This is a genomic window from Fusobacterium sp. (assembly GCF_030528405.1).
Taxonomy (GTDB): domain Bacteria; phylum Fusobacteriota; class Fusobacteriia; order Fusobacteriales; family Fusobacteriaceae; genus Fusobacterium.
This window is the reverse complement of sequence record NZ_JAUMYY010000021.1, coordinates 1-12,895: the sequence shown is the minus strand read 5'-3', so window position 1 is coordinate 12,895 and position 12,895 is coordinate 1. Positions and strand designations below refer to the sequence as shown.

Below are 12,895 nucleotides of genomic sequence, written 5' to 3'. Positions count from 1 at the left end.
CCCAAATAATTTATATTTTATTTTAGCATATTTTTCTTGTATAATATTAAAAAATAAAATTTAGATGGAGAGAATAATGAATGCAAAACAACTTGCTATAAATTTAATAACAAAGGTTGATAAAGGTGCTTATTCCAATATTATATTAAATGAAACATTTAAGAATTTTGGATTGAGTTTAAAAGAAAAAGCTTTTATAACTGAAATATTTTATGGAGTTTTAAGGAATAAAAAATTTTTAGATTACATTATAGAAAAAAATACCAAAGAAGTAAAAAAAGATTGGATTAGAAATTTACTTAGAATTTCAATTTATCAAATAAGTTTTATGACGGCTGACGATAAAGGAGTTGTTTGGGAAGCTACAGAATTAGCTAAGAAAAAATACGGATTAGCTCTGTCAAAATTTATAAATGCAACTCTAAGAAATTACTTAAGAACTAAGGAAGAAACTATTGAAAATTTAAGAAAAGAGAAGAACTATGAAATATTATATTCAAGTCCAAAATGGTTTTGTGAACTTTTAGCAGTTCAATATGGAGAGAATTTAGAGGAGGCAATAAAAAGTTATAAGGGAATACCGTATTTATCTGTTAGATTAAATAAACTAAAGTATAGTGAAGAAGAATTTGAAAATTTTTTAAAACTTAATAAGATTTCAGTAATAAAAAAAATAGATTCAGTCTATTATATAAATTCTGGAATAGTTTTAAATAGTGAAGAATTTAAAACTGGTAAAATTATAGTACAGGATGCTTCATCATATTTAGCAGCAGTAAATTTAAAACCAGATTTTAAGGATTTAGTTTTAGATATCTGTGCAGCTCCCGGAGGAAAGACAGCTGTGCTTGCTGAAATTATGCAAAATAGTGGTGAGATAATAGCTCTTGATATACATCAGCATAAAATAAAGTTAATTGAAAGCAATATGAAAAAATTAGGTATAAATATAGTTAAACCAATAGTTATGGATGCAAGAAATGTCAATAAGCAAGGGAGAAAATTTGATAAAATACTTGTGGATGTACCTTGTAGTGGATATGGAGTAATAAGAAAAAAACCAGAAATTTTATATAATAAAAATAAGGAAAATATAGCGGAGCTTTCTGGATTGCAACTTGCCATTTTAAATGCAGCAGCTGATATTTTAAAAGACGGAGGCTCATTAATTTACAGCACTTGTACTATAGTAAATGAAGAAAATACTGAAAATATAAGAAAATTTTTAAATATGAGAAAGGATTTTAAAGTTGAAAAATTACATATCCCAGAAAATGTTGCTGGAGATTATGATGAATTTGGAGGCTTTTGTATAAACTATAAAGAAAAAATTCTGGATGGTTTTTATATGATAAAATTAAAAAAAGAAATTATGGAAGGAAAAAAATGCTAGAAGAATTAAAAGAAGCAAATGATTATATTTATAAAAAAATTCAAAAATATTCAAGATATGATGTTCAAATTTTAAAGGAGATTGAGGAAGATGCTAAATTAAACTCTATACCTATAGTAAGTAAAGAAGTGGCAGAGTATTTAAAATTTATTATAAAGAGCAATGAAAATATAAAAAATATTTTAGAAGTTGGAACAGCAACAGCATATTCTGGAATAACAATGTTAGCTGAAGTACAAAATAGAAATGGAAGGCTTACTACAATAGAGATTGATGAAACTAGATTTAATATAGCGAAAAAAAATTTTGAAAACTCAGAATTAAAAGGTGTAAAACAGATTCTGGGTGATGCAGTGGAAGAGATAAACAATTTAAATGAGAAATTTGATTTTATATTTATAGATGCAGCAAAAGGTCAATATAAAACTTTTTTTGAGGATTCATATAAACTTTTAAATGAAAAAGGAATGATTTTTATAGATAATATTTTATTTAGAGGGTATTTATATAAAGAACATCCTAAAAGATTTAAAACATTAGTTAAAAGGTTAGATGAGTTTATAGACTACCTCTATGAAAATTATAACTTTGTTTTGCTACCTTTTTCAGATGGAGTTGGTATTGTATGGCGTTAAGTTAGGATTTTCTTTAAAAATGTTTGGAAATATAAAAATAAAAATTATTTCAGATAGTGAAAGTATAAATAAAGAAGGAGGAAATAATTTATGAAGAAATTAAATTTTATAAAAGTTAATCCTGCTGGAAATATTACTATACTTATTGATAAACTTAATATTAATGAAGAAGATATTATGACTATATCTGAGATACTTATGAAAGAGACAAGTTTACATGCAGAACAGGTAGGCTTTATAAAAGAGAGTCATTTACAGATGATGGGTGGAGAATTTTGTGGCAATGCAAGCAGAGCTTTTGCTTCTCTTTTAGCATTTAGGGACAAAAATTTTAAAGATCAAAAAAATTATTCCATAAGTTGTTCAGGTGTAAGGGAAACACTGGATGTGGATGTTAGAAGTGAAAGTGAAGAAAATAAATTTCTAGCAAAAATAAAAATGCCTAAATTTTTAAATATGAAAGAAATAAAATTTGAAAATGAAACTTTAATATTGGTTGAATTTTCAGGCATTCATCATTTTATTTATGAAGGAAAAGAAGATAAGAAAAAAGTAATTGATTTCGCCAGAAATTATTTGGAAGATAAAGAGTACTTAGCTTTAGGTTTAATGTTTTTCAATGAGAAAAAAATGGAGATGTTACCTTATGTATATGTTAAAGGTTTCTGTAAAGGAGTATGGGAAAACAGTTGCGCTTCTGGAACAACAGCTCTAGGCTTCTATTTAAAAAAATACAAAAAAATTGAAAAGGCTAAAATTATTCAACCTAATGGCTGGTTGGAATTTTCATTTGATGAAGAAAATATTTATATAGATGGTCCAGTCGAAATTGTAGCAGAGGGAAAGGTTTATATTTGAGGGGGAAATTATCATTTATCATTTCATTGCTTATTTTTAAAATTTATGAAACCTTGAAAAAGAAAGGAGTTGAGAATAATTAATATATTAGAACAATTTACAGAAGAATATATAGATGACTTAAATGTAAGAATGACACATCATTCTAATGCAATTGAAGGAAATACATTGACATTAAATGAAACTGCAAGTATTATTTTAGATGATACCATTCCTAATGCAATGTCTAAAAGAGAATTTTTAGAAGTTTTAAATCATTCAGATGCTTTAAAGTTTTTATTGACCGAACTACAGAATAGAAAGGTTGATATTTATTTAATAAAAGAAATTAATAAAATCTTATTAAATAGATTAAATCATAATGCTGGAAAATTTAAGACTGATTATAATTATATAAGGGGAGCAAATTTTGAAACTGCTAGTCCAAGTGAAACTCCATATAAAGTCAAAGAATGGTTTGAAAATATGGAATATCAATTAAAAAATTCTAGCTCTGGCAGTGAAAAATTAAAAATAATACTTGAAAATCATATAAAATTTGAAAGAATACATCCATTTTCTGATGGAAATGGAAGAACAGGAAGATTAATAATGCTTGCTTTAATGTTAGAAAATAACTTAACTCCTTTTGTGATCACAATAGAAGATAGAGCAAAATATATGGATATTCTAAGAAATCAAGATATTGAAAACTTTGTAAATTTAGTGGAACCATTGATGGAAGAAGAAAAAAAGAGAATTTTAGCTTTTAAAAATTCATCAAATTTGCAGATATAAATATGTTAAAATTAAAGTATTACATTTTGAGAGAGATTCAAAGTCTTGACCTATTAACATTTAAAAGTATAGAAGTAAAGCACACACTTTTAGAAGATTAGAACATAATTAGCTTGTTTTGAACTGCACCCAAAATCTTGGACACAAGATTGGGGGTGCAGTTCATGTAATATTTTTACAACAGCTTCTTTGATTTATATATCAGTGTTAATTTCAGTTCTTATATAAATTTTAAAATCAGGATACACTTTTTTTACAGCTTCTTTAATTTCACTATGAAGTTTTCTTTTATCAGAAACTGAAAAATCAAGAATTATATCAAAACGTATAGTTTTTAAATCAAGGTCAACATAAAAAGCATGAAATTGTAAAACTCCATCAAAGTTCATAGCAATTTTTAAAATATTAAGATGCATTTCAGCTATTTCAGGATTTTTAGTATTTATTGAGTAAATACTTATTCCTGTTAGAAATATTCCATATTTTGCAAGTATATTATCAACAATATTTCTTTCAAGCACATCTATTTTATCTGCAGTCATGGTATCAGGGACTTCAATATGAACTGAACCTATATATTTTTTAGGACCATAATTATGTAGAATCAGTTCATAAACTCCTGTAATACCATGATCTTCACAGATGGTTTTTTTGATTTTATTTATAAGTGTTTTGTCAACTCGCTTTCCTAATATTTCATCAATTGACTCCATAAGAATTTTAATTCCAGATTTTATGATAATAAAAGAAATCAAAGCTCCAACATAGGCTTCAAGAGATATTTTATAAACTATAAAAATTAAAGCTGATGCTAAAACGGAAGTAGAAATTAATGCATCTACTAAAGCATCAGTTCCAGATGCAGTAAGAGCCTGTGATTCAACTTTTCTTCCTATTCTTTTTGTATATAGCCCTAAGATAATTTTTATAATTATAGAAATAGAAATTATAAAAATCGAAACATTACTATATTCTGCAAATTTAGGAGTGATAATTTTTTTAATTGATTCAATAAGTGAGGTAATACCAGCATACAGTATAATAGAAGCTACAATCATTGCACTTAGATATTCCCCTCTTCCATGACCTAGAGGGTGCTCTTTGTCAGCTTTCTTTTCAGATAACTTAGATCCTATAATTGTTACACTTGAAGATAAAACATCACTTAGATTGTTTACTGCATCAAGAATAATAGCAATAGAATTTGTAAAAAAACCAATACTTGCTTTAAGAATTACTAAAAGTATATTAGTTACAATACCAATAATACTCGTCTTAATAATGATATTACTTCGTAGCTTATTTTGCACATCTATAATGTTCATAAAAGGCTCCTTATATTAAAATATGTTTTTATATTTTAACATAAATTTATAATTGATATAAGTTCTTTTTTTAGATACTATTTTTTATTTTTTTCCATTATGAAGTTATCATATTTATCTGGAAAATATTTTTTTATAAGTTCTGCATAGAAATCACTTTCTTTTATTTCTAAGATTGCTTTTGAAAACTCTTCTGCTAGTTCTTTGTCGGCTTTTCTAAAAGCTATTGAGGCACCAGGCTTTGAATCGTCTATCATATCAATTTTTTTTATTTTATTCATAGTTTTTAAATATTCAACTCCAGTATTTTCAGCTACAATGACAGAATCAACTTTTTGGTTTTGTAAATCCATTAAAGCGGCAGTAAAACTACTATATAGTTTTGGAATAGCTCCAATATCTTTAGCAAAGCCTTCCTGTATACTTCCTATTTGAACACCTACAGTTTTATCTTTTAACTCTTGCTTAGATGAAAAATTACTATTTTCATTTACAAGAACCAGATGTCCAGACTTAAAAAAAAGATAAGGAATAGAAAATGAGGCAGCCTTTTTTCGCTCTTCAGTTGCAGACATACCAGCTATAACAGCATCTATTTTTTTCAATTGTAAAGAAGTTAGAAGCCCATCAAAATTCATATCTACCCATTTAATTTCATAGCCAAGCTTTTCTCCAAGTTTATTCATTAAATCAATATCAAAACCTACTATTTTATCCCCTTCAAGATATTCATATGGTTTAAATTCAGCGTTTGTTCCAACATAGAGTTTTTTAGCAGAAAGAGATAAACTAGATAGAATAAGCATAAATATGACAATAATTTTTTTCATAATATTAACCTCCACTTTTATTTTTTAGTATTTTTGAATTCTTCCTTTATTTCATTTAAAAGTTTTTTATCATTAAACAGTTCTAGTGCAGTAAGGGTCATAGCAAAACTTGCTTCCTTCATTCCCTTGTATGCTTCCTCTTTTATAGTTGCAGATGCAAATTCCACACTATGACCAATCAGATGTTCTGTAGTCAATGGGAAATATGGATGAATAGCTGGGCAACAATGGCTAACATCTCCCATATCAGTAGAACCGTGTCCTTCCTTATCTCTTATATCACTTACTCCTAAAATTTTTAAGTTTTTTTCATAAGTTTCAGAAAGTTTCTTATTTGTTACTAAATTAGCAAAACTTGTTTCATAGTTTGTGATTTCAAGAGTAGTTCCAGTTGCTAAAGCGGCACCTTTTGCACAATTTTTAACTCTCTCTACCAGTTTTTTTAAATAATCTAAAGATTTTGCCCTCACATAAAAATTAGCTACAGCTAAGTCTGGAATTACATTTGCAGCTTCTCCACCCTTTGTTATTATTCCATGTATTCGAGCAGTTTCTAAGGTTTGTTGTCTTAAAGCATTGATGGAATTAAATAGTGTTAGCACACCGTCAAGAGCATTTATTCCTTCATGTGGGGCACTTGCAGCATGGGATGTTTTTCCTTTAAAAGTGAACTGCAAGGCTTCCATTGCTTGTGAAATACCGCTTCTATAATGAGCTTCTCCTGATGGATGAACAGCCATAGCTATATCAATATCATTAAATACTCCTTTTTGAGCCATTTCTACTTTAGCACCATTAGTTTCTTCTGCAGGGGTACCAATTACTAAAACTTCACCTTCCATATCTTCCATTAAATCTTTGATAAGTATTCCTGTTGCAACACTTGTAACTCCAAAGATATTATGTCCACAACCATGACCTATACCTGGAAGAGCATCATATTCAGCAAGTATAGCTATTCGTGGTCCTGAATTTCCTTTTTTAAATGAAGCCTGAAATGCAGTTTCTAAACCAGCAAAATTTTTTGTTACATTAAACCCGTGTTTTTTAAGTATGGCTGTATGAGCAGCACAGGCTTTAAATTCTTGTAAACCCAGTTCAGGATTTTTATAGAGATACTCATTTAATTCAATAAACTCATTCCTGTATTTTTCAAAAAGTTCCGACAGTCTTTCTTTTAAGTTTTTTTCTTTTAATTCCTTCATTGCTAAGCCTCCTTAATTTTAAAAAGTATTTAAATAAAAAAAACTACGATATAACATTATGCTGCTATACTGTAGTTTTCTAAAAAATATAAAAATATTAAATAAAAAATTAGTTGAATTTAAAAATTAAAGATAGAAAATACCTTTAGCATACAAAATGGATAAAATATTAAATTTTTTTATAAAATTTACTAGCCTTATCCTTAGTTTACTAAAGAACATTTTCTTACCTCCCTATAGAAATTTATTTCTGCAAATATAACATATAAAAAAAAGATTGTCAAATATTTTTTTATAAATCCAAATCATATGAAGCACCAACAGAAATACTATTATTATTCATATTATTGGTAGAAGATGAGAATTTAGTATTCAATTTAAGCCTATCTGTTGGAGCATACCCAACTCCTACCGCTACAGCTTGAGAACTTGAAGAATTTCCGACTCCAGCTCCCAATCTTATTTTTTTAGCAGGAGTACTCCCTAAATCTATTGCTCCCATAGCAGAACCAAGAGCAGTTACTCTATTAGATCTGTCGTTTATTTCTTCAAATCTATTTTGTTTTTTTGTTTTTTCTCTATCTTCATATTTTTTATTTTTATTTATTTTATTTTCATTAATCTTTTCTTTTTTTTGAGTACTTAATAAATGTTCTTTTCTTTCATCAATAATAAGAGAGGAATTTTTAGAAGAAAGATCAGGTGAATGTTGAATATCCTGTTGCCCTATAATATTTGTTTTATCTTCACTGTCATTTATTTGTATATTTTCATCTATAACTTCATTTTCCTTTTCAATATTATTAATATTATTTTTTGATTCTGCAAATATTTCTTCATGAATTTCTTCCATTGTAGATATTTCTTTAATTATATTATATTTAGGTTCTTGAGATAAAACTATGGAAGAATTTAATAGAAAAAATATAAAAAAATGTTTAATGATTTTTTTTAATATTGATTTCATAGTCTCACCCTATTCCATTGTTTTACATTTATTTAAATGAATTTTTAGAGCATCTAAAGATATTTTAATTTCCTTAAGTGAATAAATAAGCGATGTAATCATAAGTATTAGACTTATTACAAAAGCTAATATTCCAAGCAGGTTTATATTAAAAAAGACGAAAAACATAGAAACTACACACAGGAGCAAGCTAGAAACTCCTAAATATTGCATTCTCTTAATATATAACATTCTCAAATTAAGATTAGCTATTTGTTCCAAATGGGCTGAATTATTAGTACATGGATCCATCTGTCTTATGAGAGCTGCAAGAGCTAAAAATCTATTTGTATATGCTAAAAGTAGTAAAGAAACAGAAGGAAACATTACAGCTGGTGTTGTTATATCTAAAGTTAAAATCATTAAAAAATCCTTTCTAATTTAATTATAAAAATTTATTTTATAAATTATATCATACTAGAGAAAAACTTAAAAATATTTTTAAATACAGATCAAAATTTTATATCTTTATTACTATAGAATAAGTAAAAAACTAAATTAATGCACATTTATTATAAAAAATAAGTTGCTTTTTTTCTTTTATTTATTTATAATAAAACTAAATAGAGAATATTTATAAAAAATAATGTACATTTAAATTAGAGGGGAAGGTGTTTTTTTTATGAAAAATTATAAGGTTGAAAATTTAGAAGCATCTAATTTTGGGAAAATTTATTATGATTTATCTCCTGCTGAATTGGTTGAGAAAGCTCTTGAAAGAAAGGAGGGGATTTTATCTGATACAGGTGCATTCATAATAACAACTGGAAAGTATACAGGTCGTTCCCCAGATGATAAATTTATTGTAGACAGTCCAGATGTACATCAATATATTGGATGGGGAGATGTAAATCATCCTATAGAAAGAGAAATATTCTGTAAATTATATGAAAGAGCTTTAGCATATTTACAAAATAGAGAAGTTTTTGTTTTCAACGGTCTTGCAGGTGCAGATAAAAAATATCAAAAAAAATTTCGTTTTATAAATGAATATGCAAGTCAAAATTTATTTATACATCAACTTTTAATTCGTCCAAATGAGGAAGAGTTAAAAAATTATGGAGAAGCTGATTTTACCATATTATCTGTTCCAGGATTTAAATGTATCCCAGAAGTAGATGGAGTAAATTCAGAAGTCGCTATTATAATTGATTTTGAAGCTAAATTAGGTATAATTTGTGGAACTTCATATTCAGGAGAACTAAAAAAGATGGTTTTCTCCATTATGAATTATTTAATGCCACATGAAGGAGTACTACCTATGCACTGTTCTGCCAATATGGATCCAGTGACTAAGAAAACTGCAATTTTCTTTGGTTTATCTGGAACAGGAAAAACAACATTATCAGCAGACCCTAATAGGAAATTGATTGGAGATGACGAGCATGGCTGGTCAGAAGAAGGAATTTTTAATTTTGAAGGTGGTTGTTATGCAAAATGTATAAATTTAAATCCAGAAACTGAACCAGATATATATAATGCTATAAAATTTGGAAGTATAGTAGAAAATGTTGTAGTAAATGAAAAAACGAGGGAAATAGACTATGCGGATAATAGTTTAACTCAAAATACTAGAGTTGCCTATCCTTTGCACTATATAAATAATGCACAATATCCAAGTGTTGGAGGTAAACCAAGTGTAATTATATTTTTAATGGCTGATTCATTTGGAGTATTACCTCCAGTTGCAAAATTGACAAAGGAAGCCGCAATGTATCATTTTATTACTGGTTTTACAGCTAAGCTTGCAGGGACAGAGCGTGGAGTAAAAGAACCTATTCCTACTTTTTCAACTTGTTTTGGTGAGCCTTTTATGCCTATGGATCCAGCAGTTTATGCGAAAATGTTAGGAGAGAAAATTGAAAAGTATAACACACAAGTTTACTTGATAAATACTGGGTGGACAGGTGGAGCATACGGAACGGGAGAAAGAATGAATTTAAAATATACTCGTGCTATGGTAACAGCGGTTTTAAATGGTGCCCTTGAGAATGTTGAATATGAGCACCATACAATATTCAATGTTGAAATTCCAAAAGCTTGTCCTGAAGTTCCTAGTGAAATTTTAAACCCTATGAATACTTGGACTGATAAAGAAGCTTATATAGCAGCTGCAAAGGATTTAGCTAAAAAATTTGAAGATAATTTTGCAAAAAAATATCCTAATATGCCTAAAAATATTGTAAATGCAGGTCCAAAAGCAGAATAAAGAAAAAGGAGTTATTGCGAAACTGATGAAATTTTAAAACGCAATAGCTCCTTTTAATTAAGTATATAAACTATTGATTTTTAAAGAAAAATATTGTAGAATTAAGTGGGTAATTAAATAAAGAAGAGAGGTAAAAATAAATATGACTATCTATAAAAGAGGTATTTTTAGTATGCTTTTTGCGTTAGTATCAGTGCATTTTGCAGCAGTAATAATAGCTGTTATTGTTAATTATTTCTTGTCACAATTCTTGTCAATTATAATAGCACTTATTGTGTATATTATAATGATGTATATAGTTATTTTTTCAGAAAATATTAAATTTATTGTGGATGAAGATAAAAAAACATTACAGTATTTTGAAAATGGTAAGTTAATGAAGGAATACAATTTGGTAGGGGCAAAGTTGGGATATAATATAACTACTAAGAGAAATCAAGGAGCAACAAAGATAGACTTGCAAATAGATAATGATGTAATACACTGTGAACCTTTGGGACAAATGAAATTTAATATGATGTATGCACAATTAGAAAGTTTAGCAGAAGTGGAGCCAATAAAATTGAAAGTAAGTAATATAGAAAAATAAAAATTAAAATGGAGGAAAGTTATGGATTTTAACAAACTATTTATTATTTATCCCTTAATGCTAGTACTTGTGGCTATATTTTGGTTTTTTAGCTCTAGGAGAAATAAAAGCAAACAGGAAGATTATGCAGCAAAGTTTTTAAAAAGATTTCCTAATGCAGTAAAAATTTATACACAAAGAAGTGGAGGCTTTATAGTATCTTATAATTTACAAATTTATTCTGTAAACGATGAATTGCCTGCAGCCTTTTCAGATGAACAAGGTTCAGGTTTTTATTGTAAAACTGGTAAAAATATAATAGAAGTTGAATATTCAACAACAAGACCAGGAGTTATATATAGAACTGTAACTAAGAGCACTGGTGCAACAAAGATTGAAGTTGAAACAAAAGCTGGAGAAAATTACTTTTTTTATTTTGATAAAGATACTAATAGCTTTAAGTTAGATATTAAATAATATAAAAAAGTTTAGGGGCTATTGCAAGCTTAATTTGAAGTGCAATGCCCCTTTTTAATATTTTTAAAAAATTAAATTATTATTTTTCATACATCATATTGATTTCTAAAAATTCTCTTACATTTTTTATAAAGTCTCTAATTATTTCTTCATCAGTTCTTGTATCTGAATTTTCTTCAGTTCTTGTTATAGAAAGGTTTCCATTTTCTATATTTGTTTTTATTAAATTTTCAATTTCCTTGTCACTTCTTTCTCCATTAAATAGAGTCATAATGCTTAATTCAGTTTTACTTACATTAGTGACTAAACCAGAAAAATTAGAGAATGAAATCATAGGATTTTCAGCGCTTAAAGCATATTCAACATACTTTCTATACTTTTCGCTTAACTTTAATTTTTTAGGCTTATAAATTTCTATTTTTTCAGAGAAAAATTCTATAGTTTTAGAATAAATCAACTGCATAATTCTTTGATAAAAATTTTCATCTGTATTTAGTTTCTTTGCTAAGCTTTCAATAGAAATTGTATTAGGGAAAGCAACATTAAGATTTTCTATAATTTCATTTAATTCATCAACTAAAACATTTCCTTCTCTTATATATTTTCCTTCTTCATTTTTTTGAAAGTATCCCCTAATATTTAATTTATTTAAACTGTCAATTTTAACCATCTTAGTTAAGTTAATCTTTTCTTTATTTTTCAGATGAGTGACAATACTAACTCTAAATTGTCTATTTAAAAGATAGTCATAATATTGTTCTCTAACTATATGATCTCCAGCACATTCATTTTCAACAGATATTTCAACTTGAGGATCTGAGAAAATAGGGAAAGATCTACTTATATCTGAATCAACTACATGGAAAAGGTCATACTTTAATAATTTTTTATTGAAATCATATAAGTATAAAGGTGTATTACTAGCTTCAAAGTATTCGTGTAGAATATAATAGGCATCTTTTTCTTTTATGTCAGCAACCATAGCTTTTGTATATTCACTTAAAAATGAAAATTTTTCAAGAAATTCTATGGCTCCTTTTCCATATCTAACTTTTTCATAACTTTCTATTTGATTTCCATTTTTATTCAAGGATTCTATTCTGAATTGCATAATATCACGAAGTATATCAACATTTTTCCAACCAGGGTATGTGTTATACGAAATAACAGCAGAACCATTGTCAGAAAGTTGAGTTTTTATAATTTCTAAAATTTTATTTTGAACTTCTTCAATAACCCAACTGAATACTCCATGGCAGATAATATAATCAAATTTTCCATAGCTCTCGTCAAAATCCATAATATTTTTATGAATCAGCTTTATGTTATCCAAACCTAAAAATTTTATTATATTATTTCCTTCATTAACTTGAACCTCTGCAAGATCAATTCCAATTATTTCAGCATTTGGATGAGCAATGGCAAAAGGGATTATATTTCCACCAAATGAACATCCTATCTCTAGAATTCTTGCATTTTTTAGCTCAGGCGTTTCAAAGCCTAAAAGTTGTAGCACAGTTTTTTGTTTTTCTGGTAATGTGTAATAAAAGCTTTTTGACATATAAGGCACTTCATTATATTGTTTTTCAACAATTTTCACTTCATCCATTTT

At 27.3% G+C, this 12,895-nt stretch carries 13 protein-coding genes; 7 read left to right on the top strand and 6 right to left on the bottom strand.

What is annotated here, in order from left to right:
- Positions 1-76 precede the first annotated feature (76 nt).
- The 4 genes from rsmB (at position 77) to Q4A58_RS04890 (ending at position 3,663) form a co-directional block, all read left to right on the top strand.
- Entirely contained in the window at positions 77-1,393 is a 1,317-nt protein-coding gene (rsmB, locus tag Q4A58_RS04905) for a 16S rRNA (cytosine(967)-C(5))-methyltransferase RsmB (RefSeq protein WP_303117018.1), read from the top strand.
- Positions 1,387-2,028, top strand: coding sequence for an O-methyltransferase (locus Q4A58_RS04900; protein ID WP_303117017.1), 642 nt, complete (start codon positions 1,387-1,389; stop codon positions 2,026-2,028). Before rsmB ends, Q4A58_RS04900 begins: the two co-directional genes overlap by 7 nt.
- A 90-nt stretch (positions 2,029-2,118) precedes the next feature.
- Positions 2,119-2,886, top strand: a complete 768-nt coding sequence (locus Q4A58_RS04895) for a diaminopimelate epimerase (protein WP_303117015.1) — start codon at positions 2,119-2,121, stop codon at positions 2,884-2,886.
- A 69-nt stretch (positions 2,887-2,955) separates the two neighbouring features.
- Positions 2,956-3,663 carry a Fic family protein gene (locus tag Q4A58_RS04890; RefSeq protein ID WP_303117012.1) on the top strand — a complete coding sequence of 236 codons (708 nt, stop codon included), beginning with the start codon at positions 2,956-2,958 and terminating at the stop codon, positions 3,661-3,663.
- Positions 3,664-3,857: 194 nt separating this feature from the next.
- On the opposite strand, the gene Q4A58_RS04885 is transcribed toward Q4A58_RS04890, so the two are convergent.
- The 5 genes from Q4A58_RS04885 to Q4A58_RS04865 all read right to left on the bottom strand — a co-directional run bounded on the left by Q4A58_RS04885 (position 3,858) and on the right by Q4A58_RS04865 (position 8,392).
- Positions 3,858-4,982 carry a cation diffusion facilitator family transporter gene (locus Q4A58_RS04885; protein ID WP_303117044.1) on the bottom strand — a complete coding sequence of 375 codons (1,125 nt, stop codon included), beginning with the start codon at positions 4,980-4,982 and terminating at the stop codon, positions 3,858-3,860.
- 83 nt (positions 4,983-5,065) lie between these two features.
- Positions 5,066-5,818, bottom strand: a complete 753-nt coding sequence (locus tag Q4A58_RS04880) for a transporter substrate-binding domain-containing protein (RefSeq protein WP_303117009.1) — start codon at positions 5,816-5,818, stop codon at positions 5,066-5,068.
- Between the two features lie 17 nt (positions 5,819-5,835).
- Positions 5,836-7,023 carry a M20 family metallopeptidase gene (locus Q4A58_RS04875; RefSeq protein WP_303117008.1) on the bottom strand — a complete coding sequence of 396 codons (1,188 nt, stop codon included), beginning with the start codon at positions 7,021-7,023 and terminating at the stop codon, positions 5,836-5,838.
- 292 nt (positions 7,024-7,315) lie between these two features.
- Positions 7,316-7,990 carry a YadA C-terminal domain-containing protein gene (locus Q4A58_RS04870; RefSeq protein ID WP_303117006.1) on the bottom strand — a complete coding sequence of 225 codons (675 nt, stop codon included), beginning with the start codon at positions 7,988-7,990 and terminating at the stop codon, positions 7,316-7,318.
- A 9-nt stretch (positions 7,991-7,999) separates the two neighbouring features.
- A complete protein-coding gene (locus tag Q4A58_RS04865; RefSeq protein WP_303117004.1) occupies positions 8,000-8,392 on the bottom strand; it encodes a DUF2721 domain-containing protein in 393 nt (130 codons plus the stop codon).
- Between the two features lie 259 nt (positions 8,393-8,651).
- On the opposite strand from Q4A58_RS04865, the gene pckA reads away from it, so the two are divergent.
- From pckA to Q4A58_RS04850, 3 genes are all read left to right on the top strand, one after another.
- Positions 8,652-10,238, top strand: a complete 1,587-nt coding sequence (pckA, locus tag Q4A58_RS04860) for a phosphoenolpyruvate carboxykinase (ATP) (protein ID WP_303117002.1) — start codon at positions 8,652-8,654, stop codon at positions 10,236-10,238.
- Between the two features lie 172 nt (positions 10,239-10,410).
- On the top strand, positions 10,411-10,827 hold the full coding sequence (locus tag Q4A58_RS04855; RefSeq protein WP_303117001.1) for a hypothetical protein: 417 nt from the start codon (positions 10,411-10,413) through the stop codon (positions 10,825-10,827).
- Between the two features lie 21 nt (positions 10,828-10,848).
- Positions 10,849-11,283 carry a hypothetical protein gene (locus Q4A58_RS04850; RefSeq protein WP_303117000.1) on the top strand — a complete coding sequence of 145 codons (435 nt, stop codon included), beginning with the start codon at positions 10,849-10,851 and terminating at the stop codon, positions 11,281-11,283.
- A 79-nt stretch (positions 11,284-11,362) separates the two neighbouring features.
- On the opposite strand, the gene Q4A58_RS04845 is transcribed toward Q4A58_RS04850, so the two are convergent.
- A complete protein-coding gene (locus Q4A58_RS04845) occupies positions 11,363-12,892 on the bottom strand; it encodes a methyltransferase regulatory domain-containing protein (protein ID WP_303117042.1) in 1,530 nt (509 codons plus the stop codon).
- Positions 12,893-12,895 lie beyond the last annotated feature (3 nt).